The organism is Streptomyces sp. NPDC045846, assembly GCF_056431605.1.
The window spans coordinates 53,609-80,037 of sequence record NZ_JBWKKJ010000011.1; the positions used below are offsets into that span (position 1 = coordinate 53,609).

Sequence of the window (26,429 nt, forward strand, 5' to 3'; positions counted from 1 at the left end):
GTTCGGGTGCGGCGGCTCTTCGCTTTCCCGGGGGCGTCAGCGCGTGCCGCGCAGCCGCTTCCAGGGGGTGAAGGTGAAGATCGCGCCGCCGAGCAGGATCACGGTGCCCGCGACCAGGCCGAGCGCGCGCAGGGCGCCGGCGTCGCTCGCCCCGGTCTGGGCCAGGCCGCCGGAGGACGAGGCGCCCGCGGTGCCGCTGGAGCCCGCCGTGCCCCCCGTGGTGCCCGCGGAGCCGCTGCCCCCGGCCGCGCCGCCGGGCTGGGCCGCCGTGTCCAGCTCCAGGGAGACCGGCGCCGAGCCGGAGACCTTGCACGGGATGTGGATCGGCGCACCGCCCAGGGTGACGTCGATGGACAGGTCGCCCGGGCTGAGCGTGGACTTGCCGGAGGCGCCCGGCTTGTAGGTGCCCGTCATGTCGGTGAGGCTCACCGGCGCCCCCGACTTGATCGGGTCGGGGTTGGCGGGCCCGGTGACGGCCACCGAGCCCTTGTCGGCGCCGCCGACGGCGACCTGCATGGACGGCTTGAGGGCACCCGCGGGAAGGTCGGCGGGGCTGTTCATGACGCCCTTGGCGGTCTTGACGGTGAGGTCGTAACTCCCGCCGTTCTTCTTGGCGTTGATGGTCACCTTGGACTGGATGGCGGCGGGCCCGGGCGACTGGCAGGCGAAGCTGACGGCCACTTCCTTGCCGGGGAAGTCGCTCTGGCCACCGCTGCCGCCGGTCGTGCCACCGGAGTCCGAGCCGCCGGTGGCCGTGCCGCCCGTGGTGGACCCGCCGGAGGCGCCGCCCGCGGTCGTGCCGCCCGAGGCGGAGCCGCCGGTCGTGCCGCCGGACGCCGTGCTGCCGCCGGACGCGGAGCCGCCCGTGGTGGCGCCCGTGGTGCCGCCGGTCGTCGAGCCTCCGGTGGTGCCGCCGGTGGTCCCCCCGCCGTCCGCCACCTTGATGGTGGCACCGACCCCGACCGCCGCCTTCGGCGTGCACTTGGTGTCCGTCGACATGATCTGGTTGACGTTGATGTTGTACGCGTCGGGCGTCAGGGTGACGTCGCCCGCCTTGGTCAGCTTCAGCTTGGCCGTCATGTCCGGCAGGATCATCGGGCTGTTCTTGGGGATCGGCGGGTTCTGCCGGGGGCCCTTCATCGGGATGTCGGCGCTCTGCGCGCCGCCCGCCTTCAGGGTGCCGGTCGGCTGGACGACGTCCTTGTTGAGGTCGAGGACGCCCGGGTTGTTCGACGCGGCCTGGGTGAACTTCCAGACGACGTCCACCACGTCGCCCACCTTGGCCGTGGCGGGGGCGGTGATCTGCACCTTCGTCGTTCCCTCGACCGGTGGCAGGCCGGAGATGGACGGCGGTATGCACTCGGTGGCGTACGAGACTTCGGCTGCTTGTGCGGGGCCTGCGGCCAGCATGATCCCCGCGCCGCCGAGCATCAGCGCGAGACCGGCCGCGCTCATCCTCCGTTGCGTGGTCACGGATTTCCCTTCGTCGTGGAACGTCGTGAACGGGTGGGGTGGTTCTCGGACGGTGCGGAGTCGGGGGTGAACCACGGCAGCGGGGCCGTGGCGCGGGGCGGGGCGCCCTGGTCGGGCCCCGGAGCGGCCGGGGGCTTCCCGGGCCCGGCCGGGCCCGGGTCCCGCATCGGCCGGAGGGTGAGGCCGGGCAGCCGTACGCCGCGGTGCCGGGCGGGCCGGGCCCGGCCGCCCTCGCGCGGGCGCAGCCGGTCGACGACGGCCATGCCGATGCGGAAGACCGCTGCGGGCACCACCAGGCAGAGCAGGATCCAGAAGAGGGTCACGCCCCAGGGGCGGTCCACGCCCCACGGCTCGGTGGCGAGCAGCTTGTGCGCGTACTGGAGCGAGACCTGGTAGTCGCCGTGGGCGCCGGCCGACAGCTCGAAGTCCAGCTTGATCTCGGCCTTCTGGCCGGGCTGGACGGTGCCCTTCCACTGCCGGTCCTCCCACTGCGGCGCGAACACGCCGTGGGCGGTGCCGAGTTGGAAGACGGGGTCCTTGACGGGGGCCGAGCCCAGGTTGCCGACGGTGAAGACCAGGGTGCGGGCGGGCGGGGCACCGAACCAGGTCAGCAGGGTGCTGCCGCCGTCGAGCCGGGGCTCGGCGAGCACCGCGAGCTTGCCGTCGCCACTCTCGTCGGGCAGCGGCGCCACCGGCTGCCCGGTGATCTTCAACTCGGTGTCCACGACGGCCTGTTCGCCCTGCACGGTGGCCACGTGGACGACGCAGGGGCAGGGCTTGGGCGGCGGGACGGCCGGCAGGACCTTGCTGAAGGCGCCCTTGGCGTCGGTGGTGACGGCCTGGCCGTCGGCGTTGGAGCAGGAGTTGGTGCCGCCGATGACGCCCCGGTCGGGCGAGGACTGTCCGCACACGAGCAGCATGAGGAGCGCGCCGGGCCGCCAGCCCGTGCCGGTGACGGTGATGTCGGCGCCCTTGGCGGCCTCGGCCCGGGAGAGCGCGACGGCGGGGGCGGGCTTGCCGGTGTCGGCGTACGCGAGCGGGGCCGTCACCGCGCCGAGGAGGCCGAGCAGCATCAGGGCGAGGGTCGCGCCCCTCGGGCGTGGCGTCACTGAAGGGCTCCCGTCTGCGCCAACTCGCGTTCTGGTACGGGTGTTTCACCGCTCGGCACGGGCCGCGACCGGCTGCGCCGGACGAGTCGCAGGGCGGTGGCCGCGCACCCGAGCAGCACGAGGACCGCCCCGGCGACCGCGCCCCACGGCACGAAGGCGACGCTCGCCCGGGCGTCGGCGCGGGCGCCGCCGTCCGCGGTGACGTCGAGGCGGACGGTGACCCGGTCGAGGGCGGGCGGGTGCGGCCAGGGCTCGGTCAGCTCGACGCGCTGCCCCGGCAGGAGTTCGAGCGGCAGGGTGCGGGCCGGGCGGTCCAGGGCGCGGCCGAACACACCGTCCGCGTGCAGCGCGAGACGCGGGACCAGGGCGGTGTTGCCGCGGTTGACCAGGGCGTACCGGATGAGACCGTGGGCCTTGTCGACGCGTACGGACTCGACGGTCAGCGCGCTCAACGTGGGCCCCGCGACGCGGAGTTGGACGAGGACGCCGATCTCGCGGCCGCCCGCCGAGGCGAGCACGGCCGCGGGGTGGTCGCCGGGCCGGGCGCCGGCCGGGACGGTGACCGCGAACGGCACGTCGGCGCGGGTGCGCGGCGGAACGCGCACCTCGGGGGCGGCGAGTGCGATCCAGGGGTCAGGCTCCCCTCGCACGGCGAAGGCCCCGTCCGCGGCGTTGTGGGCGGCGGCTCCGCGCAGCTTCACGGTGAGCGGGCTGCCGCTCGGGTTGCTCAGCGAGACCTTGTCCTCCAGGACCGCGCCGGGGGCTCCCTCCAGGTAGAAGCAGGGCCTGCCGTCGGCGCTGGAGCGGGTCCCGCCGCCGGTTGCGGGCGCGGCGGTCCAGTCCCCGCTCGCCGCCGGGGCGGCCTGGGCCACGGGCGCCGCGAGCGCGCACAGCAGCAGGGCCGCGGCCGGCGGGGCCAGGCGGATCGGACGCATCGGCGGCTCCTCGGGTGCGAGGGGGTTCCCCGGTCGGGGCGTGCGGAAGTCGGGGTCAGGCCCGCTGGTTGCGGCGGGTCAGCCACAGCACTCCGGCCGCGCCGGCCAGGACGACGGTGCCGCCGAGGGTGCCGAGGGCCACGGCCGAGTCGAGGGGTCCGGTCTTGGGGAGGGCGGCCGGGGCCGCGCCGCCGCCGCTGCCGCCGGCCCCGGAGACGTCCAGCTCGAGCGAGGGGCCGGGGCTGTTGCCGGGCGTGCAGGTCGTGGTGGTGCCGAGCGCCTTGATGGTGAGGACGCCCGCGGTGAAGGTGACCTTGCCGTTGGCCTTGGGTACGTAGGTACCCGACAAGTCGCTGATCTTGATGGGGGAGTTGGCGGGGATCTCGGCGGAGTTGGCGGGGCCCTTGACCGAGAGCGTCCCCTTGTCGGCGCCGCCGAGGTCGATCACCGCGCTGGGGCTCATCGCGCCCGCGCCGAGCGCGACCGGGCTGGAGGAGACGCCCTTCTGGAAGGACATGGTCACGTTGTAGGAACTGCCGCTCTTGACGGCCTTGATGTCGATGGGCGAGACCGCGCTCTTCGCGCCGATCGGCGTCTGGCAGTTGTAGTTGACGTCCACGACGGAGGCCTGGGCCGCCGGTGCGGCGATCAGCACCACCGGGCCCGCGACCGCCGCCGCCAGCGCGAGCGCTGTCCTCTTCTGGTACGACACCTCGAATTCCCCTTTGCCGGTTGTATCGAGGGCCGCCAAGTTACTGACGGCACATCAGATCGGGCGGCCAAGGTACGCCGGGGACCTTGTCGAGGGAAGACAAAGAGCAGGGTGGGATCGAGGTCCGGGCACGGCTGTGGACCGGCGGTCCGAACCGCCGGTAACCGTGAACAGGAGTTACGCGGGTGCCGCGAGTTCCGCCCAGACCGTCTTGCCGGTGACGCCCGGCGTGCGCACCACGCCCCAGTCGAGGCACAGCCGCTGCACGATGAACATGCCGTGGCCGCCGGGCCGCCCCGCGCGGTGCGGGGTGCGGGGCGCGGGCTGCCCCGCACCGAGGTCGCTGACCTCCAGACGCAGCACCTTCGCGGTGCGCGAGACCCTCAGCCCTTCGGGGCCCTCGGCGTGCAGACAGGCGTTGGTGACCAGTTCGGAGACGACGAGCAGCACGTCCTCGCACGCGGCGCGGCCCTCCGCCGTCGCCGCCGGCATCCAGCCCCAGTCGTAGAGGGCCTGCCGGGTGAAGTCCCGGGCCATCGGGACGATGCCGCTCGCGCCGGCCAGCGCGAGAACGCGCGAGGACGCGACGGCGCCCGTGCCGTCGGGCTCCAACGGCACGGTGTCGGGCCGGGCTCCCTGGGGCTCGGGCCCACGGTCGCCCGGAGCCTGCTCCCGGGTGGTGCTCATCAGCGCTTCACCTCACCGATTCGCCAATGTCTTCAGTCTGCTCTCCTGCCCGGACGAATCGGGGTCAGTCACACAGAGCGGTATCGAGCGAATCATGCACGGTGAAGACGGCCTCCGCCCCCGTGATCTCGAATACTCGCGCCACGACGGGCTGCATCGCCACCAGGTGGACCCCGCCGCCGAGCTCCTCCGCCTTGAGGCGGGCGCCGAGCAGCACGTTCAGTCCGGTGGAGTCGCAGAACTCCAGCTGCGAGCAGTCGACGACGAGTCGCGTGCGCCCCTGATCGATGGCCGCTTCCAGAGGCTCCCTGAGCAGATCCGCGGTGTGGTGATCAAGCTCACCCGCGGGTGTCAGAACCTCACTGCGACCCGCGGTGCGGACTCCGACCCGGAGCCGGCCCCGATTCGTGCTGCCGACCGTGCCGCGGTCCATGCCGTCCCTCTTCGCCGATTCGTCGTAACTTCCCAAGAACACTACGCCTTCCCCACGCCATTCGGAACCCGAACATCCCAACAAACCGGACATACAAGGACAAAGAAGCCTTGCGAGAGCGTGCTCAAAGCGGGTAGGGGTAGTAGGGACAGCTATTCAACACGACCGGCCACGGAGGCGCCGCACACCGCGGACAACACGTATGGGCATCGGCAGCCATATGCCGAGAACGATGGAGGAGACCCATGTCACCCCGGCTCGACGAATCGCAAGCGGATACGTCGATCAAGCAGGACCCGCAGGACATCCGCCCCCCACTCGCACGATCGCACACAGCAGAGGGACTTGAGGGACTTCCCGAGATCCCGCCCTACACCGAGGTCGGCCCCGTCGACGCCCGGGCGCTGTCGAAGACGCTCTTCGCCCGCCTGGACACGCTCGAAGAGGGCACGCACGAGTACGCCTACGTGCGCAACACGCTCGTCGAACTGAACCTGGCCCTGGTCAAGTTCGCCGCATCGCGCTTCCGCTCCCGCAGCGAGCCGATGGAGGACATCATCCAGGTCGGCACCATCGGCCTGATCAAGGCCATCGACCGGTTCGAGTTCGAGCGCGGCGTGGAGTTCCCCACCTTCGCGATGCCGACCATCGTCGGCGAGATCAAGCGCTTCTTCCGCGACACCTCCTGGTCGGTGCGGGTCCCGCGCAGGCTCCAGGAGCTCCGCCTGGACCTCGCCAAGGCGGGCGACGAACTCGCCCAGCAGCTGGACCGTTCGGCCACGGTGGGCGAGCTCGCCGAGCGCCTCGGCATCACCAAGGAAGAAGTCGTCGAGGGCATGGCGGCGAGCAACGCGTACACCGCGAGCTCCCTCGACGCCCAGCCCGAGGAGGACGACTCCGAAGGCGCGCTGACCGACCGCATCGGCTACGAGGACCACGACCTCGAAGGCGTCGAGTACGTCGAGTCGCTGAAGCCGCTGATCGCCGAACTCCCCGCCAGGGACCGGAAGATCCTCTCGCTGCGCTTCGTGGCCAACATGACGCAGTCCGAGATCGGCGAGGAGCTCGGCATCTCCCAGATGCACGTCTCCCGGCTGCTCTCGCGCACCTTGCGCAAGCTGCGCAAGGGGCTGACCGTCGAGGAGTGACGCACTGCCGCGTCACCCTGTGCGGAAGGGCCCGTACCGTCAAGGTACGGGCCCTTCCGCATTGTTGACGAAGCGGTGTGGACTGGGTCACATTGAGCGCTGGGGTTGCGGGGGGTCTGGGGGGACTTCATGGCGTACGAAGAGCTCGAAGGGCCGATGCGCGCACGGCTGGGGCGCGAGTGCCTCTATGTGCCGTCCTGCCGGCTGGGCCTCTACCTCGCCCTCAGACACTGGTGCCCGCCGGGCGGCCGGGTGCTGATGTCGCCGGTCAACGACGACGTCATCTTCTTCGTGGTGCTCGCGGCGGGACTGCGCCCGGTGCAGGCGCCGCTCGACCCGCGCGACGGCTCCCTCGACCCGGCCGCCGTACCGGACGCGCTCTGGCCCCGGCTGTCCGCCGTGCTGACCACCAACCTGTACGGCAACCCCGACCCCGCGCCCGAACTGGCCGACCGGTGCGGCCGGTTGGGCATCCCGCTCATCGAGGACGCGGCCCACGCCATCGGCAGCACCGTCGCCGGGCGCGGGGTCGGCACCTTCGGCCAGGCCTCCGTCTTCAGCCTCTCCAAGCACACCGCGGCCAAGGCGGGCGGCTTCCTCGCGATCGCCGACCCGGGCCTGCGCGAGGCGCTCGCCAAGACCCGCGACACCCTCCTGGAGCCGGTCCGCGCGGGCGCCGAACTCGCCTACTGGGCCCGGCCGTACGCCGAGGCGACCGTCCGCGGGCTGCGCCTCGCGCCCGCCGCGTGGTCGGTGCTGCGGATGCTGGGGCGGCAGGAGCGCGAGGACATCCGGATGCCGCTGCGCCCCTCCGACCTGAGCCGCGCCCTGCGGGCCGCGCCGGACCTCGCCGCCTTCCACTCCTGGGCCCGCGTCGACATGCACGACTACCGGGCGACACCGGGCCGGGCCCGGACCGCCCGCATCCGGCGGAAGCTGGACGGGCTCGACGCCGTGCTCGACGCGCACCGCCGGGGCGCCGAGGAGCTGCTCGCCACCGAGTGGGCGCGGCCGGGGCCGGGGCCCGCGCAGCCCCTGTTCCGGGTGCCGCTGCTCGTCGAGGACCGCGACGCGGCCCGCGCGGCGCTCGCCCGCGCCCGGATCACCGTGGGCTATCTGTACGACCCGCCGCTCGACGACTACGCGGGCGAGGCCTTCACCGACCCCTCGCCCGCGCCCGGGCCGGGCCGCTGGTTCGCCCGGCACGCCCTGCCCGCCGACCCGCTGAAGGCCGGGCGCACCATCGAGGTGCTGCGCGCGGCGGGCGTCCGGCCCGCGAGGGGCGGCCCCGCCGGTGGCTGACACGGCCAGGACCGAGATCGAGGACATCACCCCGGTGCCGTCCGACCAGGCCGTCACGGACGGCACGGCGCCCGCGGACGCCGGTGACTCGATGTTCCGCAACGCCTACGCCCTGATGCTGTCCACGGCCGTCTCGGCCGCGCTCGGCCTCGGCTTCTGGCTGGTGGCGGCCCGCTACTACAGCGAGGAGGCGGTCGGGCAGGGCTCGGCGGCCATCGCCGCGATGAAGCTGCTCGCCTCGATCACCGCCACCACCATGATCGGCGCGGTGGTCCGCTACGTCCCCCGGGCCGGCCGCTCGACCGGGATGCTCGTGCGGCGCGCCTACCTGGGAAGCACCGTCGTGGTGACGGTGGCCTGCGTCGTCTTCCTGTGCAGCCTGCCGCTGTGGGGGCCCTCGTACGCGCCGCTGAGCGGGCTCACCGCCGGGGTCGTCTTCACGGTGTCGTCGGTGGCCTGGGCGGTCCTCACCCTCCAGGACGGCGTCCTGACCGGGCTGCGCAAGGCGATCTGGGTGCCGGTCGGCAACGCCGTGTTCTCGCTCGGCAAGCTGCTGCTGCTCGCCGTGTTCTCGGCGCTCGCCCTCGGCGTGTTCGTGTCCTGGGCCTCCGCGATGGTGCTCTCCATCGTGCCGCTGGGCTGGCTGGTCTTCCGCAGGCTGATCCCCGCGCAGGCCGCCGCCGACCGCGACCGGCCGGTGCCCGAGCTGCGCGAGATCGGCCGCTTCCTGGCCGGGGACTCGGTCGGGGCACTGTTCTCGCTCGCCATGATCAACCTGCTGCCGGTGATGGTCGCGGTCCGCTTCCCGGCCGCCCAGAACGGGTTCTTCTTCATCGCGTACACGGTCGGCGGGACCATGGAGTTCATGGCCACCAACATGGCCTCCTCGCTGACCGCGCACTCCTCGCACAGCCCGGACAAGCTCGCCGACGGGGTGCGCGGAGCGCTGCGCCGGATGGCGCTGCTGCTGATCCCGGTGGTGCTGTTCCTGCTCCTGTTCGCGCGCCAGATCCTGCGCCCGTTCGGCGACGACTACGCCCAGCACGGCACCCTCGTCCTCCAACTGCTGGCCGCCGCCGCGATCCCGCGGGTCGCCGTCGAGCTGTACATCGGCGTCCTGCGCGTCCAGGGCCGCACCGGCATGCTGGCGATCCTCCAAGGCGCGATGTGCGCCCTGGTCCTCGGCAGCGCCGCGGTGCTGCTCGGTGTGTACGGGATCTCCGGCGCCGGCTGGGCCCAGCTGTGCGCGATGACCGTGATGGCGCTGTGCTGTGTGCCCGGGCTGCGCGCCGCGCTCGCGGGCCGCGCCGCCGTCCGCGCCCCGCGCGCCCCCAAGTCGGCCGAGTACGGCACCCGTTGGGCCCTGTTGGCACAGGCGGCCCGCACCGAGGAGGCCCGCGAGTACGGCACCCGCTGGGCCACCCAGACCGCGTATCTGCGCGGTGGCATGGACACCGCCACCCCCGCGCTCGGCATCCCCGTGTACGTCCCCGGGATCCACCCCGAACCGGGCTCCGCGACCACCCTGCACCTGCGCACGCTGCCCGACCCGGCGGCCCGCGAGAGCGACGAGTCGCTCCTGACGACCGCCCTGTGGCTGCTGCTCGGCCTCGCGGCGGGCCTGTTCTGGGTGCCGCTGTCGCGCGCCGCGGACGTGCCCGGCGGCGACCTCAACGGCACCGGGCTCCTGCCCCACCTGCCGCCGGTGAGCCTGACCGCGGGGGTGCTGCTCATCGTCGTGTGCAGTGCGGCGGTGTCGCTGTACCGGCCGCGCCCGGGGCTGCTCGTGGCCGGGCTGTGGGTGACGGTGGCGGCCCTGCACACCGCGCCGGTCATCCTCGGGGTGCCGCCCGACCCGGTGTCGGGACCCTGGCACACCCCCCTGGTCCGGTTCCTCGCCGAGAGCGCCGGGCTCGCCTCGCGCGACGGCATCGAGCGCTGGCTGCCGGCGGTGCTGCACCTGCTCTGCCTGGCCCTGGCGACGGTGGCCCTGCGCGCGCTGCGGGCGCACTGGCGGGTCGTCTCGGTCGTGGTGTGGGTGCTCGCGGTCGCGGGCTGGGCGGCCCAGCACGCGTTCGCCGCGGCCGCGCTGCCGGTCTTCGCCGGGCTGTGCGCGGCCACGGCGGCCGCCCTGACGTACCGCTGGTTCAGCGACCGGGAACGGCCCGCCTGAAGCGGCCGCGCGCCCCGCTCACCGGGCGGGACCGGGTTTGCCGGGTTTGCCGGGGGTGCTGCGCTTGCTGGGTTTCCCGCCTCTCGTACGCTCGACCGCGCCCCGGGTCGCGGCGGGCAGCGGCAGCCCCGGGAAGGCGCAGGCCACGGTCGAGAAGGCGGCCAGGGAGATCAGGAACGCGGTCGCCGAGAAGCCGTGCACGAGGAAGAGGCAGGTGGACACGAGCGCCCCGAACGACAGACTGAGCGGCGCCGCGAGCGCGAGCGCCTCCAGGCGGGCGCCGGGCCGCAGCATGTCGGGCTGCGGGTAGAGCAGCGCGAAGCCGGGGCCCAGCGAGACGAAGAGCAGCACGGGGATCCAGCGCAGGGGGCTCGCCGCGGGGAGCGCGGTGGCCGCGAGGGCGAGCCAGCCGGAGAGGGCGACGGTGGTTCTGATGTGCGTCTGGTTGAGGCGCATGTGCGACGACCTCCCGGTCGGTGAGCCTGGCTGACTGTCCATCCCGTGGTTCCCCTTGGCGGGCCTTCCTTGCCCGGGTCCGAAGGCGGGCCACTCCGGGCCCCGAACCCCGCCTTCGTCCGCCGACCGTGCGCGGTTGCTCGCGCAGTTCCCCGCGCCCCCAACTCCCCTTCGTCCGCCCGCCGTGCGTGGCCGGTCGCGCAGTTCCCCGCGCCCCTGGTGGGTCTTTCCTGGCCGGGTGCGATGGCGGGCGCCCTGGGGCCCCAACCCCGCCTTCGTCCGCCGACCGTGCACGGTTGCTCGCGCAGTTCCCCGCGCCCCTAGTGGGTCTTCCCTGGCCGGGTGCGATGGCGGGCGCCCTGGGGCCCCAACCCCGCCTTCGTCCGCCGACCGCGCGTGGTTGCTCGCGCAGTTCCCCGCGCCCCTGTAGGGGGCCCGGCATGGACATCCTCAGCCTGTCCGGCGATTGAGGGCGAGGGCCGTTCGGGCGCGTACGGGGGCTGGGGCGGAGCCCCGGGTGGGCGGCCTCAGCGGGGTCAGCGGCGCGGCGGGGCCACATACTGCAGCACCGTTCCGTACGCGTTGCCGTCGATCACCCGGAACCTCGGCGAAGCCTCGAGCTTCGACTTCAGCTCCTGGAAGCCCCCCGCGGGAAGCAGCCCCTCCCCCGCCGTGTAGACGTCCTGCGTACGCGTGAGGATGAAGTACACCGGCCGCCCGTCCTTGGGCAGCTGGGGCTCCAGATACCCCACCGGATCCCGCAGCATGATCGCGTTCTGCGGCTCCTCCTGCTCCGCGACGTACCAGTGCTCCAGCTGGTCGTAGCGGTGCAGCGCCTGCGGGAAGGAGCCGGTGACGGCGAGGATCATCGAGCCCTTGGGCGCGTTGTCGAGGACCTTGGTCACCATCGCCGTCTCGGCGGGCGGCGTGTAGTACATGCGCTCCTTGCCGTAGTACGCGGGGACGAACCCGGCCACCAGCAGGACGAGCACCAGCGGCAGGGCGACGGCCGCGACCCGTCGGCGCACCACGGGGCTGATCCTCCCGGTGTCCTGCCCGGCCGCCGCCGGCACCAGGGCGGCCGCCGCGAAGAACGCCGCCCCGGGCAGCCCGAACAGGTAGACGCGGAAGAGCATTTCGCCGCCGTAGTCGTTGACGGCGAACAGCGGCACCGGCGCGACGGAGACCAGGAGCAGCGGAAGCGCGCTCTTGACCAGTTTGCGGCGCAGGACGACGGCCACCACGGCGAGGGCGGCGATCACCAGGACCATGACGACGTCGGCCCGGCCCTGCAACACCGGCCCCGGGCCGGTGAGTTGACCGGCGTACCCCGCCCGCGAGTTGTTGAGGAGGTTGCCCACGGACTCCTTGAGGGAGGCCAGCGTCTCCACGAACAGCGGGCGGCCCATCGTGACGTCCCAGATCAGCATGATCACGGCCGTGACGACGAGCAGCCCGGGGTTGCGGTAGCGCCGGGTCAGGTTGAGGGCGACCAGGGCGACGCACAGCATCACCGGGGTGAGCTGGTGGGTGAAGTTGATGGCGGCGATCAGCGGGGCCAGGATCGCCACGCAGACCGCGCGCTGGCGGCCCGTGGTGGGCGGCGGCACGCTGGCCGCTGCGGGGTCGAGGTTGGCCCGTGAGCGCAGCTCGCCCGCCGCGCCGGGGCGTACGAAGTGCCGGAAGACCACGGCCAGTACGGACAGGTCCAGGATCAGCGCCATGCCCTGGGGCGAGAAGTAGTCCTGGCCGACCCAGTTGGCGACCTCGAAGATCCACACACCGGTCCACACGAGGCGCCAGTCCTCGGCGAAGGTGCGGTAGATCAGGACGAGGACGGGGATGAGGACGACGCCGTAGAAGAGCGAGGCCCAGTTGAGGTACGAGGCCGCGGTGTCCACGCCGAAGGCGCGCACCAGGCCCGCGTTGAGGGTGAAGAAGCCGGGCCACTGGTCGTACGCCGCCATGTTGCCCGAGAGCGGCACGCCCGGCCGCAGCTCCTGGTTGGCCAGGAGGTGGTTGACCACCGCGTCGTGCTTGGAGGACCAGGGGTAGCGCACCGAGTCGTACAGGATCGCGGTCGGCGCCTTCAGGGCGAAGAGCAGGGCGACGCTGTAGAGCCCGGGCCACCAGGGCGCGGTGCCCGCCCGGCGCAGGCTGACGACGAAGCCGCCGGTGAGGACGGCGAGGGAGAGGTAGAAGGCGGCGGGCAGCTGGTCGAGCAGGCCCCAGTCGCCCATGTGCCGGTAGTCGATGTGCGGCAGCGAGTACACCCACAAGGCGGTGGCCGCCGCCAACGGGAGCCAGGTGAGCAGCGTTTGGAGCTGGAGGGGAGCGGGTCTCGACCAGCGCCGGGAGCCCCTGCCCGGCGCGTCGGCCATCTGTTCCATGGCCGGATCGCCGGAGGGCTGCCGTTTGCTCCCCTGGACCGGCGTGGGCACACGCTGCTGCACAGTGCGACTCCCCCCACAGATGTGGTCGCGGCCGTCACGCCGCTGTCCCCTGGCTGTCCCTTGAGCGAAGTATAGGAACACTCTTCGCGTTTGTGTGGCTACACCGTCATCGCCTCCCGCCGCCGTCATCCCGCGAAGACGGGCCCCTTCACGGCGGCTCTGGTCCGCCGGTAGAAGCGCCAACCCACGGTGCGCGGCGAGTCGTTGTACGGGGCGACCCGTGCCCCCTCGCCGCGCATCCACGCCTCGATGTCGGCGAGGGTGTGGGTGCGGCGCAGGATGAGCCGGGCGATGCGGTAGGCCTCGTCGTGCTCCGAGCTGAGCGCGTGCCGCACCGCGACGGCCGTCTCGTACCCCGCGGCCCGCGCGGCCCTGCGCACGGCGCGGCTGTTGTAGCCGTGCGGGTAGGCGAGGTGGGCGATGCGGTGGCCCAGCACGTCCTCCAACGCGGCCTTGGAGTCGGCGAGTTCGCGCTGGAGCGCGGTCGCCCGGAGGGTGTCGAGCTGGGGGTGCGAGACGGTGTGGGCGCCGACCTCCAGGCCGTACTCCTCCAGCTCCCTCGCCTGGTCGAGCCTCATCATCGGCGCGGGCGGCAGCAGGCTCCGGCCGCCGGGGGTGATCGCGCCGGTGGTGAGGTAGGCCGTGGCGGGCAGGGCGCGCTCGGCGAGCGCCTCGGCGGTGCGGCCCGGCAGGTCGGCGAAGCCGTCGTCGAAGGTGAGCACGACGGGCCGGGGCGGCAGCGGGGCGCGTCCGGCGAGGTGGGCGGCGAGCGCCCCGATGGTCACCGGCGTACGTCCGCTGGCGCGGATGACGTCGAGCTGGGCCGCGAACTGCCGTGGCGCGACGGTGAATTCGGCGATCCAGCCGGGCGGGTCGTCCATCACCGCGTGGTAGAGCAGCACCGGCACGGGGGCCGCGCCGGTGCTCATCGGCCCGTCTCCCAGGGCCGCCGGTGGCCGCGCACCCGGCACCGGGCGCGCAGATAGCCGAGCGGCCCGTACAGCATGCCCCTGCGCTCCAGGCGGGACAGCGAGCGCGGCCACGGGTAGCTCTGCGCGCCGTGCTCGCCGGGCACCGACTGCTCGCCCGCGTCGCGGTGGGCGCTGATCGCGAGCGCGTGCGCGAGGCCGCGCGGCACCCGGGCGAGCAGCGCGGGCAGCAGCGCCGGGCGGCGCACGATGATCGCGGTGAGGTAGGCGGTGAGCCCGGCGCCGTAGCCGTACGCCTGGTTCTCCAGGTCCTGCCAGGTCTCGCGGTGGTGGTGCCACACCAGCGCCTCGGGCGTGTAGCTGAGCCGGTGGCCCGCGACCACGACCCGGGCGAAGGCGTACAGGTCGTCGCCGCCGCGGGCCGGGGTTCCGGTGCCGGTCGCCGGGTCGAAGCCGCCGACCGAGCGCAGCACGCCGGCCCGGAAGGCCATGTTGGCGCCGGAGCCGAACCGGCCGGCCGTGAACGGGAACAGCGGCTCGTCGGCCGGGGGCCTGCGCGGGTCGAAGTGGCGGGGTGCGAAGCCCTTGGTGAAGCCGCCGTGGCTTTCGAGCAGGATCTGCGCGGGCGTGGTGAGGCGGGCGGGCAGGATGAGGCCGGTGGCGCAGCCGAGCCGGGGATCGTCCGCGAAGGGCGCGGCGAGCGAGGACAGCCAGCGCCGGTCGGCGATCACGTCGTCGTCGGTGAACGCGAGGACCTCGCCGTGCGCGGCCGCGACGCCCCGGTTGTGCGCGGCGGCCAGGCCCGGCACGGGCTCCACGACGTAGCGCACCCCGAGCGCGGCGTAGTGGCCCTCGACGAGTTCGCGGGTCTGATCGGTGGCGGGGTTGTTGTCGACGACGAGGATCTCGTGGTCGGGATGGTCCTGGTCCAGCAACGAGTCGAGCGCGCGGGCGAGTTGGCCGGACCGCTCGCGGGTGGCGACGATGACGCTGGCGCGCGGCGGTCGCCGCGTGGGCGCGGGCGGCTCCTCGGGCACGAACCCGGTGAGCTGCTTGCGGGCCGCCGTGGCCAGCACCTCGGCCGCGTCGTCGCCCCGCCCGACCTGGCCGAGCACGGTCCCGACCGGCCGCCCCCGCAGCCTGACCAGGACGTACACCTCGCCGGGGCCGATCGGCGGCCCGCCCGGCGCGGGGGTCAGGGACAGCACGTCCCCGTCCAGTCCGTCGAGATCCAGCTCCCCCACGCTGATCCCCCCACCCATGCCCCGCGGTCTCACGAGGCCCTGGGCCTCCGGCCCGTGCGACGACCTGTCCGACACTGTGCTTCCCCCCGTAACTCCGGGTCCTTTGATGGCCGTTGATGGCCGTGCCCCGTCCGGGGCTACTTTCCGGCGCCGCGCAACCGCCCGGCCCGCTTGAGGCTGCGCTGCGCGAACTCGGCGAGCCTCGGCCGCTCCCGGACGAACCCGTGCGCCCTGCGGGCGGGCTCCCGGCCGATCCAGTGCAGCACCGCCCCCGCGCCGGGGCGGGTCGACGCCCCCTCGTACACCGGTATCTCGCCGGTCTTCAGCGCGTCCTTGTACTCGGCGGCGCCCCGCCCGAGGTCCAGCATCCCGATGCCCTCGGCCGCCGCCGCCTCGGCCATCCGCAGATGCAGCACGAGACCGGGCGAGTACTTGGCGAACTCCGGGTCGTACGCCGGGAACCAGCAGGCCAGCACGGTGCGCGAGCGCAGCCCGAAGTGCGCGGCGACCGGCCTGCCGCCCGCGTACAGGACGGAGAGCACCCCCGAGCAGCCGGGCGCGCGGGTGTGGGCGAGCTGGTGCACCAGGGTGCTGATCCACTCCTGGGCGAACCGGTCGCGCCGCCCGGTGCGGCGGTACTGCGCGGACTTCCACTCCATGAGCCGGGCCAGCGCCGCCGGGTCCCGCTCGTCGAAGACGAACCGGACCTCCCCCGCCTGCCGCCCCAGCCTGCGCTCCTTGGCGGCGGTGGTCCTGAAGAACTTCGGGGAGTGCCGCCGCAGGATCGTTTCGTACGCGGCGTAACCGGCCCCCACGTCGATCACATAGGAGGCGTACTCGGCGGCCGCGTCCGCCGCGAACAGCGGCTGGCCCGCCTCCAGGTTGTCGAACTCCCAGGAGGACAGCCCGCAGGCGCGCATCAACGCGTCGCGCTCCAGGGCGAGTTCGGGCCGGGACACGAGGCCCTGGCAGTCCGAGACGCCGAACCCGATGGCCCGCCCCCGGCCCACCTTCCCCTTCTCGTACGGGAAGAAGGCGGCCGGCTCGCCGTCGTCGTCGTGCACCACGGCGACCCGGGCCGAGGACCGCACCCGGCCCACGGCCAGGGTGAACTCCGGCTCCAGGAAAGGGTTCTCCGGCGCCTGCGACTTGGCCCGCAGTTCGCGCCAGACCTCCAGCTCCCCGGCGCTCAGATCGCCGGGCCGCACCACTCGTATCCGGCCCCGTGCGCCCTCGGCGGCGCCGCTCCCGCGCAGACTGCTCACCCTCGACCCCCCGGTCTCCCCCTGAGCCACGCTGAACCTGGACGGTACCGGTCGATTTCACCCGACGGTAGGTACTCCCACGTGGTTTGTGACCGTACGGTGAAGGTTGGTACGGCGTCGTCGTTCCGGCCCCCGCGGGCCGGGCGGCGGGCGGGGCGGGCGGGCCCGGCGCACGGAGGGGGCGCCCGGCGTGAGCTAATGCACGGTATGAGCTACTTCATGACCGATCTGTCGGGCACCTCCGTCGACGAACCCGACGAGGCGACGATGCGCACGATCCTCGACGGCCTGGCCGACGCCGACGACGAGCACCCCGACGTCTCCCTGACCCACGAGAACGGCTGGTCCATGAGCGCCTTCCCGAGCGGCGAGCTGCTCTGGCTCCTGTGGGAGAACCTGGACGAGCCGGACGCGCCCCCGCGCCAGCTGTCCGGCGTGTCCAAGGACGAGGTGCTGCGGCTCTTCGGGCTGCTCGCGCGGGGTGACACGGCGGAGATCGAGCGCCTGGCCGGTTCCTGACCCGGGGCGCACGGCGCATATCCGCCGGGCAATCGCGCTCCAGTGCGCCGCCTCCGCACCGGAACCCTCTGCCGGGGACCGTGGCGTCCTAGGACAGGTAACCGGAGGCGGAGCGGTCCGGGGAGGGCCGCGCGGACCAAGGGGGCACAGCCTGTGGAGAAGAGGCTGTGGAAACGGGGTGTGTGCGTGGCGGCGTGCACGGCGGCAGCGCTGCCGGCCGTCGCCGGGGGGCCGGATCCGGCGGCGCCCGCGCGCATGGTGACCACGGCGGCGACGGCCGCCGCGGTCGGCTCCGCACCCGCGCGGTCCACGCCGGGGCCCGGCCCTTCCACGCCACTGGCCGGGCCCACTCACGCCGCGCCGAAGCCGTCGCCCACCACGCGGCTGCCGTCCGCGAACCCGGTGTTCAGCGTGTACCCGACGGCCGAGCCGGACGGGCCGCTCCATGTGAACGGAAGCGGCTTCGACTGCGCCGGGCGCGGCACCGGATCCGCCGGGCCGCTCACGCTGACCAGCGATCTCTTCCCGCCGGTCACGGGGTGGACCGACGCGTCCGGAGCCTTCACCCACCGGTACGTCGTCCCCGCCAACGCCGTCCCGGGCTCGACGCACACGGTCACCGCGGCCTGCGCCTCGCCCCACGCGGTGAGCCGCAGCGGAACCTTCCGGGTCAGCGCGCCGGACCTGCCGCCGCCCGCGCTCACCCTCACACCCGGGTCCGGCCGGCCCGGCAGCCCGGTGAGCGTCCTGGGCACGGGCTTCTCGTGCGCCCAGAGCGCCCGTGTCCTGTGGGACGGGAGCGCCGTCGGATCCGCCACCGCGGCGCGGACGGGAACGATCAAAACCACGCTGAAGGTGCCGGACGGCGCCGCGGCGGGCCCGCACCGGGTGGCGGTGACCTGTCGCGGCCTCGCCAACGGCGTCGACGGCGGCCGCACCACGCAGGGCGCGGACCTCTTGGCGACGGCGGGCTACACGGTCGAAGCGCCCGCGGTGGTCGTCCCGCCGACGACACCGGCCTCCCCGGTTCCCCCGACGCCGTCGGGGGACGGCAGGGGCTCCGCGATCACGCCGTCCCCCCAGGACCGCGACCAGGACGACCGCACATCCTCGCCCCCCGGCGCCACCCCGGACGACACGCCCACCGGCCGGGCCACGCGGCGCGCGGCAGCGCATCCCACCCCCTCGGACACCGGCCGGGGCGGGCCCCCGGCGCCCTCGCCCGGGGCCTCGGGCTCCGTACCCGGCCCCGTCCCCCCGGCCCCTTTGCCACCGTCCGGGGGCGGGCACGGAGCCGGACTCGTCGGGAGTCTGCGGACCCCCGCCGAGGTGTCCTGGGCGCTCAAGGACCTGGCGGGCTCGGGCCTCCTCGCCGTCTGGTTCCTGCTGCTGGTGCTGCTCCTGGAGAAGGCGTTCCCCTCCCAGCCCGCCGAGAACGCGCTGGCCCGCTGGTGGCGCACGGTGCGGCGGCGCGATGTCCGCGTGCCGGCCTGGCTGCGGCTCGGCGGCTACGCGCTCGGCGGCGGCACGCTCGTGGTGTGGGCCGACGCGACCACCCACTGGGGCGCGGGAACCGTCGTCAAGGTCCTGGGCGCCACGGCCGGAATGCTGCTCGTCCTCATGACGTACGAGAAGACGAAGGACTGCCTGGCGCGGTCCGGGCAGCTCGGGCTGCGGTCCGAACTGCGGGTGGTTCCGGCCGGGTTGGTGCTCGCGGTCCTCATGGCCGCGCTCTCGCGCTGGCTGGCGTCCCCGGTGCCGTACGTCTACGGGCTCGTCGCGGTGTACCTGGTGCTGGGCACTCCGCCGCCCGGCTCGCGCGCCATGCCCAAGGGCCAGACCGTCCTGATCGCCGGGATCTGCACCCTGGCGGCCTCGCTGCTCGTCTGGACGCTGGGCGCGCCGCTCCTGGAGGCCGGGCGCGGCGCCGGACCCGGCACCCTGCCGTACGTGCTCGCCTACACGGTCGCCCTGATCGTGGTGGGCGGGGTCGAGGTGGTGGTGTTCGGGATGCTGCCGCTGTCCGGCATGGACGGCCGCACCCTGAAGCGGTGGAACAGGGCCGCCTGGTACGGCATCTACCTGGTCGCCCTCGTCCTCTTCTTCCACGTGCTGCTCAACCAGCTGCACCCGGGCGTGGGCACCGGGCTGCTGGTCTCGAAGGACCTGCGCTGGACCACCGTGCTCGTCGCCACCGGCCTGTTCGTCCTGGCCGCGGCGTTCTCGCTGGCGCTGCGCGGCTGGGTGGCCCGCCGGGAGCGGCGGGCCGTGGCGGCGTGAGGCCGCTCAGACCCTGCGCCCGGCCCGCCAGACCTCGCTCACCAGCGGGACGCCGGGCCGGTAGGCGAGGTGGACGTGCGAGGGCGCGTCCAGGAACGCCAGGTCGGCACGGGCGCCGCGGGCGAGCCGGCCGATGTCGGTGCGGCGCAGCGCGGCCGCGCCGCCCGCGGTCGCCGACCACACCGCCTCGTCGGGCGTCATCTTCATGTCGCGTACGGCGAGCGCGATGCAGAACGGCATCGAGGACGTGAAGGACGACCCCGGGTTGCAGTCGGTCGACAGCGCCACGGTGGCCCCGGCGTCCAACAGCCGCCTGGCGTCCGGCCATTGAGCACGGGTGGAGAACTCGGCGCCGGGCAGCAGGGTCGCGACCGTCGCGCTGCCCGCGAGCGCGTCCACGTCGGCGTCGGTGAGGTGGGTGCAGTGGTCGGCGGACGCGGCCTCCAGCTCGACGGCGAGCTGCACCCCGGGCCCGTACGTCAGCTGGTTGGCGTGGACGCGCGGCAGCAGCCCGGCGGCCTTGCCCGCGGTGAGGATCGCGCGCGCCTGGTCCCCGTCGAAGGCGCCCTTCTCGCAGAAGACGTCGATCCAACGGGCGTACGGGGCACAGGCGTTGAGCATCTCGCCGGTGACCAGCTCGACGTATCCGGCGGGGTCGTCGGCGTACTCGGGGGCCACGATGTGCGCGCCGAGGTAGGTGACCTCGTCGGTGTGCTCGGCCGCGACGCGCAGCGCGCGGGCCTCGTCCTCGACGGTGAGCCCGTACCCGGACTTGGTCTCCAGGGTGGTGGTGCCCTGCCGCAGCGCCTCGGCGAGGTAGCGGGCGACGTTGGCCCCCAGCTCCTCGTCGCTCGCCTCGCGGGTGGCGGCGACGGTCGTCCGGATGCCGCCGGCCGCGTACGCCTGGCCGGACATGCGGGCGTTGAACTCCTGGGTCCGGTCGCCCGCGAAGACGAGGTGGCTGTGGGAGTCGACGAAGCCGGGGATCACGGCGCGGCCCCGCGCGTCGACGGCCTCGTCGGCCGGGGGCGCGTCGGCCGTGCGGCCCACCCAGGCGACCCGGTCGCCCTCGACGACGAGGGCGGCGTCGTGGACGAGGCCGAGGGGGCCGTCTCCCCCCTCGGGGTCGTTGGTGACGAGGGTGGCGATGTTCCGTACGAGGGTGGTGCTCATGGGTTCCTTTCTGTCCCCCGCCCCGCCCCTTCCCGAAAGCCTCCGGCGGAGTGCGTCGGGTGCGGCCCGGTGGGGGCGGGGTCGCGCGGTTCCCCGCGCCCCCCGGCAGGGCTGTTCCCGGCAGGGGCGCGGGGTCAGGTTCGCAGGGTGGTCAGGGCCTTGGACAGGGCGGACGGGACGTCGGGGACCAGGGTGTGGGAGCCGTCCCGCACCACCTGACGGCCGCCCACCACCACGTGCCGCACGTCCGCCGCGGACGCGGCGAAGACGGCCGTCTCGGCGGCGAGCCGGGGCACCGCCCCCGCCGTACGGACGGAGTCCAGCGCGATCGTGGCGAGGTCGGCGAGCGCGCCCGCCTCGATCCGCCCCGCCTCGTCCCACCCGAGCGCCGCGTGCCCGTCGGCCGTGGCCGCGCGGAGGAGGGCTGCCGCCGTCCAGTGCCCCCGCGTCCGGGTGCGCAGGCGCTCGTCGAGCTCCATCGCCCGCGCCTCTTCGAGGATGTCGATGACGGCGTGGCTGTCGCTGCCCAACGAGAGCGGGGAGCCCGCCCGCTGGAGGGCGGGCGCGGGGCCGATGCCGTCGGCGAGGTCGCGTTCGGTGGTGGGGCACATGCAGGTGCCGGTGCGCGTGGTGCCGAGCAGCGCGATGTCCGCGTCGGTGAGGTGGGTGTTGTGCACGCCGGTGGTGCGCTCCCCGAGCACCCCGTGCTCGGAGAGCAGCCGGGTCGGCGTCATCCCGTACGCGTCCAGGCAGGCGTCGTTCTCGGCCGTCTGCTCGGACAGGTGCACGTGGAGCGGCGCCCGCCGCTCCTGCGCCCACCGCGCGACCGTGCCCAACTCCCGTGCGGGAACGGCCCGTACGGAGTGGACGGCCGCGCCGATCCTGGCGTGCGGCCGCTCCTTGAGGGCCGAGCAGCGCTCCGCCCAGGCCTCGGCCGTGCCGTCGGAGAAGCGCTGCTGGTGCCGGTCGGGCGCGGCGCCGAACCCCGAGGACAGGTACGCCGTGTCCAGCAGGGTGATCCGGATCCCCGCCTCGGCGGCCGCGGCGATCAGCGCCTCGCCCATCGCGTTGGGGTCGTCGTAGGGGGTGCCGCCCGGCGCGTGGTGGAGGTAGTGGAACTCGCCGACCGCGGTGATCCCGGCCAGCGCCATCTCCGCGTACACCGCGCGGGCGAGCGCGTGGTACGAGTCCGGGGTGAGCCGGGAGGCCACCTGGTACATGACCTCGCGCCAGGTCCAGAAGGTCCCGGAGCCGACCTGCACGGTGGAGCGCAGGGCGCGGTGGAAGGCGTGCGAGTGGGCGTTGGCGAGGCCCGGCACGGTGAACCCGCGCAGCACGACGGCGCCGGGCGGCGGCGCCTCGATCCCCGTGCGGACGGCGGAGATCCGGCCGTCGTCGGCCACCTCCACGACCACGCCCGGCTCGACCACGGGGTCGAGCCAGGCGTGCTCCAGCCAGTACGTCACCTGCACGCCAGGCCCTCCAGTACATCGGCGAGTGCGAGCACCCCGGCCACGCAGTCGTCCTCACCGGCGAACTCGGCCGGGGAGTGCGAGACGCCGGTGGGGTTGCGTACGAACAGCATGGCGGTCGGGATCGAGCCGGAGAGGATTCCGGCGTCGTGTCCGGCCCCGGTCCCGAGGACCGGGGTGTCACCGCCGAGGATCTTGGCGATCTCGTCCCGCAGCGCGTGCTCGAACTCCACGACGGGCGTGAAGGACTCGCGCACGACGCTGAGGTCCACCCCGTCGCGCTCGGCCCGCTCCCGGGCGGCCTGCTCGATCGCGGCGACGACCGTGTCCAGGGTGGACTGGTCGGCGGCCCGCGAGTCCAGCCAGCCGCGCACGAGCGAGGGGATGGCGTTGACGCCGTTGGGCTCGCAGGAGATCTTGCCGAACGTGGCGACGGCGCCCGCGAGTTGGGCCTCGCGGCGGGCCGCCAGGACGGTCTCGGCGTACGTCAGCATCGGGTCGCGGCGGTCCACCAGGCGGGTGGTGCCCGCGTGGTTGGCCTCGCCCGCGAAGTCGAACCGCCAGCGGCCGTGCGGCCAGATCGCCGAGGCGATGCCGACGGCGTTCCCGCTCAGGTCGAGCGCCCGGCCCTGTTCGACGTGGAGCTCCACGAACGCGCCGATGCGGGCGAGGCGTTGGGGGTCGGGGCCGATGGCGTCCGGGTCGTACCCGGCCCGCTCCATGGCCTGCGGCAGGCTGACGCCGTCCTGGTCGCGCAGGCGGTGCGCGGCCTCGACGGTGAGCTGTCCGGCGGTGAGCCGCGAGCCCACACAGGCCAGGCCGAAGCGGGCGCCTTCCTCGTCGCCGAAGTTGGTGATGGCGAGCGGGCGGCTGAACTCCGCTCCCCTGCGGCGGAGTTCGTCGAGGGCGGCGAACGACGACACGACGCCGAGGGGGCCGTCGAAGGCGCCGCCGTCGGGTACGGAGTCGAGGTGCGACCCCGTGACGACGGCGTCCCCGGCTGCCGGGTCACCCGCCCAGGCCCACTGGTTGCCGTTGCGGTCGAGCTCGTAGGTGAGGCCTCGGGACTCCGCCTGGGCGCGGAACCAGTCCCGGCACTCCTGGTCGGCTCCGGTCCACGCGTGGCGGCGGTAGCCGTGGGTGTCGGCGTGACGGCCGATGGGCGCGAGCTCGCGCCACATCTCCTGGAAGGAGGCGACCCCGGGCACCCCCGCGTCCCCGGCAGGATCGACACCGGGCACCCCCGCGCCCTCGGCCGGGCCGGGGGCCTGCGGCTCTCGTTCGACCGCGGGCCGTGCGTGGATGCTCGCGCCGTTCCCCGCGCCCCCAACAGGGTCGGTGCCGGGCACCCCCGTGGCCCCCGCGGCACCGGAGGACGACGCGTCTTCGACCGCGGGCCGTGCGTGGCCGCTCGCGCCGTTCCCCGCGCCCCCAACAGGGTCGGTGCCGGGCACCCCCGGGCCCCTGGCGGGGTCGATGCCGGGCAGGGGCGGGCGGGGGTTCGGGGGCGGAGTCGCCGGGGTGGGGCCGGGCGGGGTCACTCGCCCTCCCGCATCGGGATGCGGACCCCGCGCTCGTCCGCCACCGACTCCGCGATGTCGTACCCGGCGTCGACATGCCGGATGACACCCATGCCCGGGTCGTTGGTGAGGACGCGGCGGATCTTCTCGCCCGCCAGCTTCGTGCCGTCGGCCACCGACACCTGCCCGGCGTGGATGGAGCGGCCCATGCCGACCCCGCCGCCGTGGTGGATGGAGACCCAGGACGCGCCGGAGGCCACGTTGACCATCGCGTTCAGGAGCGGCCAGTCGGCGATCGCGTCGGAGCCGTCCAGCATGGCCTCGGTCTCGCGGTAGGGGGAGGCGACGGAGCCGCAGTCGAGGTGGTCGCGGCCGATGGCCAGCGGGGCGGCCAGCTCGCCGGAGGCCACCATGTCGTTGAAGCGCTCGCCCGCCCTGTCGCGCTCGCCGTAGCCGAGCCAGCAGATGCGCGCGGGCAGACCCTGGAAGTGGACCCGCTCCCCGGCCATCTTGATCCAGCGGTGCAGGGACTCGTTCTCCGGGAAGAGTTCGAGCATCGCCTTGTCCGTCTTGTGGATGTCGGACGCCTCGCCGGACAGGGCGGCCCAGCGGAAGGGGCCCTTGCCCTCGCAGAACAGCGGCCGGATGTAGGCGGGCACGAAGCCGGGGAAGGCGAACGCCCGCTCATAACCGGCGAGTTGGGCCTCGCCGCGGATGGAGTTGCCGTAGTCGAAGACCTCGGACCCGGCGTCCATGAAGCCGACCATGGCCTCGACGTGCCGGGCCATCGACTCGCGGGCGCGGGTGGTGAAGCCCGCCGGGTCCTTGGCCGCGTACGCCGCCATGTCGTCGAAGTCCACGCCGACGGGGAGGTAGGAGAGCGGGTCGTGGGCGGAGGTCTGGTCCGTCACGATGTCGATGGGGGCACCCTCGGCGAGCATCCGGGGCAGCAGCTCCGCCGCGTTGCCGAGCAGGCCGATGGAGAGCGGCCTGCGGGCGTCGCGGGCCTCGACGGCCAGCTGGAGCGCGTGCTCCAGGGAGTCGGCCTTCACGTCGAGGTAGCGGTGCTCGATGCGGCGCTCGATGGCGCGCGGGTCGACGTCGATGCAGATCGCGACGCCGTCGTTCATGGTGACGGCGAGCGGCTGGGCGCCGCCCATGCCGCCGAGGCCCGCGGTCAGCGTGATCGTCCCGGCGAGCGTGCCGTTGAACTTCTTGGCGGCGACCGCGGCGAAGGTCTCGTACGTGCCCTGGAGGATGCCCTGGGTGCCGATGTAGATCCAGGAGCCGGCCGTCATCTGGCCGTACATGGTCAGGCCCAGCTGCTCAAGGCGGCGGAACTCCTCCCAGTTGGCCCAGTCGCCGACCAGGTTGGAGTTGGCGATCAGGACGCGCGGCGCCCACTCGTGGGTCTGCATGACGCCGACGGGGCGGCCGGACTGGACGAGCATCGTCTCGTCCTGCTTGAGGGTGCGCAGCGTACGCACCATGGCGTCGAAGGAGCGCCAGTCGCGGGCGGCCTTGCCCGTGCCGCCGTAGACGACGAGCTTGTCGGGGTGTTCGGCGACCTCGGGGTCGAGGTTGTTCTGGAGCATGCGCAGCGCGGCTTCCTGCTGCCATCCCAGGGCGCTCAGTTCCGTACCGCGCGGTGCCCGTACGGGGCGGGGTCCTGACATGGCGATGCCTCCTCGTGACCTGATCCAGATATTCACATCCTGTGTCACTGAATAGAACTAGTCAATAGACCGGTCCCCCTGCACGTCCGGCCGCCCGGTGATTGGCTTGATCCCATGACTCCCCAGGCAACGTCCCCGGCGGCCGGGACCGCCGCCGCCCAGCGCCGCGAACAGGCCGTGCGGGCCGCGGTGGAGCAGGGCCTGGCCGGGCCCGACGCCCCCATCGTCGCCCTCCTGGACACCACCGGCATCCGCGCGGGCGCGGCCGCGCTGCGGGCCGCCTTCGCCGCCGTCACCGACGCGCCCGTGCTGCACGCCTTCGCCGTGAAGGCCTGCCCGCTGGTGCCGGTGCTGCGGCTGCTGTGCGCCGAGGGTCTGGGCGCGGAGGTCGCGAGCCCGGGCGAGCTGGCCCTGGCCGGAGCCGCCGGGATCAGCCCCGCCGACACGGTGCTCGACTCCCCCGCCAAGACCCCGGCCGAGCTGCGCGAGGCGCTCGCCCTCGGCATCGCCGTCAACGCGGACAACCCGCAGGAGCTGGCCCGCCTGGACGCGCTGGTCCCTTCCCACGAGGGCCGCCCGGGCGCCTCACCGATCGGACTGCGGGTCAATCCGCAGCTCGGCGCCGGGTCCATCGACGCGCTGTCCACGGCGACGGCCACGTCCAAGTTCGGGGTGGCGCTGCTCGACGACGGCGCCCGGGAGTCGGTGGTGCGGGCGTACGCGGAACGCCCCTGGCTGACCCGGCTGCACACGCACTCCGGCTCGCAGGGCGTGGCACTCGCCCTCATGGCCCAGGGCGTCAGGGCCGCCTACGAGCTCGCCGAGGAGATCAACGCGGCGGTCGGCCGGCAGCAGGTCGACACCCTCGACATCGGCGGCGGGCTGCCGGTCAACTTCGGCTCCGACGAGGAGACGCCGACGTACGCCGCCTACGCCCGCCTTCTCAAGGAGGAGGTGCCGGGCCTGTTCGACGGGCGGTACGGCCTGGTGACGGAGTTCGGCCGCTCCCTGCTCGCCAAGCACGGCACGGTCCTCGCCCGGGTGGAGTACGCGAAGAGCTCGGGCGGCCGTCCCATCGCGGTCACCCACGCCGGGGTGCAGATCGCGGCCCGCACCGTGTACGCGCCCGCGTCCTGGCCGCTGCGGATCGAGGCGTACGACGCGAAGGGCCGCCCCAAGCCGGGCCCGCCCGTCGCGCAGGACATCGCCGGGCCCGCCTGTTTCGCCGGGGACCTGCTCGCCGAGAACCGCCCGCTGCCGCTGCTCGAACAGGGCGACCACGTGGCGGTGCTGGACACGGGGGCGTACTACTTCGCCCACCACTACTCCTACAACTCCCTTGCCCGGCCCGGGATCCACGGCTTCACGGCCACGGCCGAGGGAGTGGAGTTCGCGACCGTGCGCAGCCCGCAGCCGATCGCCGACCTCGTCGCGGAGGCGGGCGGCGCCCACGCGGACGCCCTGCTCTGA

Annotated in this window: 21 protein-coding genes; 6 read left to right on the forward strand and 15 right to left on the reverse strand. The window is 74.0% G+C overall.

Going from position 1 to position 26,429, the window contains the following annotated elements:
• Window positions 1-36: 36 nt before the first annotated feature.
• The 6 genes from AC07F3_RS29265 to AC07F3_RS29290 form a co-directional block, all read right to left on the reverse strand.
• On the reverse strand, window positions 37-1,455 hold the full coding sequence (locus AC07F3_RS29265) for a hypothetical protein (protein ID WP_479117628.1): 1,419 nt from the start codon (window positions 1,453-1,455) through the stop codon (window positions 37-39).
• Between the two features lie 14 nt (window positions 1,456-1,469).
• Complete coding sequence (locus AC07F3_RS29270) at window positions 1,470-2,546, reverse strand: hypothetical protein (protein ID WP_479117629.1); 1,077 nt, start codon at window positions 2,544-2,546, stop codon at window positions 1,470-1,472.
• 32 nt (window positions 2,547-2,578) lie between these two features.
• Window positions 2,579-3,517: a COG1470 family protein gene (locus AC07F3_RS29275; RefSeq protein WP_479117422.1), complete on the reverse strand. Its 939-nt coding sequence runs from the start codon at window positions 3,515-3,517 to the stop codon at window positions 2,579-2,581.
• Window positions 3,518-3,572: 55 nt separating this feature from the next.
• Complete coding sequence (locus tag AC07F3_RS29280) at window positions 3,573-4,229, reverse strand: peptidase (RefSeq protein WP_479117423.1); 657 nt, start codon at window positions 4,227-4,229, stop codon at window positions 3,573-3,575.
• A 177-nt stretch (window positions 4,230-4,406) separates the two neighbouring features.
• Entirely contained in the window at window positions 4,407-4,916 is a 510-nt protein-coding gene (locus AC07F3_RS29285; protein WP_479117424.1) for an ATP-binding protein, read from the reverse strand.
• A gap of 64 nt (window positions 4,917-4,980) precedes the next feature.
• Window positions 4,981-5,349 carry an STAS domain-containing protein gene (locus AC07F3_RS29290; RefSeq protein ID WP_479117425.1) on the reverse strand — a complete coding sequence of 123 codons (369 nt, stop codon included), beginning with the start codon at window positions 5,347-5,349 and terminating at the stop codon, window positions 4,981-4,983.
• Window positions 5,350-5,594: 245 nt separating this feature from the next.
• On the opposite strand from AC07F3_RS29290, the gene AC07F3_RS29295 reads away from it, so the two are divergent.
• The 3 genes from AC07F3_RS29295 (at window position 5,595) to AC07F3_RS29305 (ending at window position 9,972) form a co-directional block, all read left to right on the forward strand.
• Window positions 5,595-6,497 (forward strand): RNA polymerase sigma factor SigF, encoded by a 903-nt coding sequence (locus tag AC07F3_RS29295; protein WP_479117426.1) that lies wholly within the window; start codon window positions 5,595-5,597, stop codon window positions 6,495-6,497.
• Window positions 6,498-6,653: 156 nt separating this feature from the next.
• On the forward strand, window positions 6,654-7,799 hold the full coding sequence (locus tag AC07F3_RS29300) for a DegT/DnrJ/EryC1/StrS family aminotransferase (RefSeq protein ID WP_479117630.1): 1,146 nt from the start codon (window positions 6,654-6,656) through the stop codon (window positions 7,797-7,799).
• Window positions 7,800-7,890: 91 nt separating this feature from the next.
• On the forward strand, window positions 7,891-9,972 hold the full coding sequence (locus tag AC07F3_RS29305) for a lipopolysaccharide biosynthesis protein (RefSeq protein ID WP_479117631.1): 2,082 nt from the start codon (window positions 7,891-7,893) through the stop codon (window positions 9,970-9,972).
• 18 nt (window positions 9,973-9,990) lie between these two features.
• Here the strand turns inward: AC07F3_RS29305 and AC07F3_RS29310 are convergent, their stop codons facing one another.
• The 5 genes from AC07F3_RS29310 to AC07F3_RS29330 form a co-directional block, all read right to left on the reverse strand.
• Entirely contained in the window at window positions 9,991-10,428 is a 438-nt protein-coding gene (locus AC07F3_RS29310; RefSeq protein ID WP_479117427.1) for a hypothetical protein, read from the reverse strand.
• Window positions 10,429-10,964: 536 nt separating this feature from the next.
• On the reverse strand, window positions 10,965-12,881 hold the full coding sequence (locus tag AC07F3_RS29315) for a hypothetical protein (RefSeq protein WP_479117428.1): 1,917 nt from the start codon (window positions 12,879-12,881) through the stop codon (window positions 10,965-10,967).
• 125 nt (window positions 12,882-13,006) lie between these two features.
• Window positions 13,007-13,810, reverse strand: coding sequence for a polysaccharide deacetylase family protein (locus tag AC07F3_RS29320; RefSeq protein WP_479117429.1), 804 nt, complete (start codon window positions 13,808-13,810; stop codon window positions 13,007-13,009).
• On the reverse strand, window positions 13,807-15,054 hold the full coding sequence (locus AC07F3_RS29325; protein ID WP_479117430.1) for a glycosyltransferase family 2 protein: 1,248 nt from the start codon (window positions 15,052-15,054) through the stop codon (window positions 13,807-13,809). The genes AC07F3_RS29320 and AC07F3_RS29325 overlap by 4 nt, the downstream gene beginning before the upstream one ends.
• Window positions 15,055-15,191: 137 nt before the next feature.
• Window positions 15,192-16,271 (reverse strand): GNAT family N-acetyltransferase, encoded by a 1,080-nt coding sequence (locus tag AC07F3_RS29330; RefSeq protein ID WP_479117632.1) that lies wholly within the window; start codon window positions 16,269-16,271, stop codon window positions 15,192-15,194.
• 267 nt (window positions 16,272-16,538) lie between these two features.
• Here AC07F3_RS29330 and AC07F3_RS29335 point away from each other — a divergent pair, with 267 nt between their 5' ends.
• Both AC07F3_RS29335 and AC07F3_RS29340 read left to right on the forward strand, forming a co-directional pair.
• Window positions 16,539-16,838 (forward strand): hypothetical protein, encoded by a 300-nt coding sequence (locus AC07F3_RS29335; RefSeq protein ID WP_479117431.1) that lies wholly within the window; start codon window positions 16,539-16,541, stop codon window positions 16,836-16,838.
• 153 nt (window positions 16,839-16,991) lie between these two features.
• Window positions 16,992-19,118: an FGLLP motif-containing membrane protein gene (locus AC07F3_RS29340; protein ID WP_479117432.1), complete on the forward strand. Its 2,127-nt coding sequence runs from the start codon at window positions 16,992-16,994 to the stop codon at window positions 19,116-19,118.
• A gap of 6 nt (window positions 19,119-19,124) precedes the next feature.
• Here AC07F3_RS29340 and hutI read toward each other — a convergent pair whose 3' ends face one another.
• The 4 genes from hutI to hutU form a co-directional block, all read right to left on the reverse strand.
• Window positions 19,125-20,291, reverse strand: coding sequence for an imidazolonepropionase (gene hutI, locus AC07F3_RS29345; RefSeq protein ID WP_479117433.1), 1,167 nt, complete (start codon window positions 20,289-20,291; stop codon window positions 19,125-19,127).
• Window positions 20,292-20,425: 134 nt separating this feature from the next.
• Window positions 20,426-21,763: a formimidoylglutamate deiminase gene (locus AC07F3_RS29350; protein ID WP_479117434.1), complete on the reverse strand. Its 1,338-nt coding sequence runs from the start codon at window positions 21,761-21,763 to the stop codon at window positions 20,426-20,428.
• Complete coding sequence (locus tag AC07F3_RS29355; RefSeq protein WP_479117633.1) at window positions 21,754-22,944, reverse strand: allantoate amidohydrolase; 1,191 nt, start codon at window positions 22,942-22,944, stop codon at window positions 21,754-21,756. Before AC07F3_RS29355 ends, AC07F3_RS29350 begins: the two co-directional genes overlap by 10 nt.
• A gap of 356 nt (window positions 22,945-23,300) precedes the next feature.
• Entirely contained in the window at window positions 23,301-24,959 is a 1,659-nt protein-coding gene (gene hutU, locus AC07F3_RS29360) for a urocanate hydratase (RefSeq protein WP_479117435.1), read from the reverse strand.
• A gap of 114 nt (window positions 24,960-25,073) precedes the next feature.
• Between hutU and AC07F3_RS29365 the strand changes: the two genes are divergently transcribed.
• On the forward strand, window positions 25,074-26,429 hold the full coding sequence (locus AC07F3_RS29365; RefSeq protein WP_479117436.1) for a type III PLP-dependent enzyme domain-containing protein: 1,356 nt from the start codon (window positions 25,074-25,076) through the stop codon (window positions 26,427-26,429).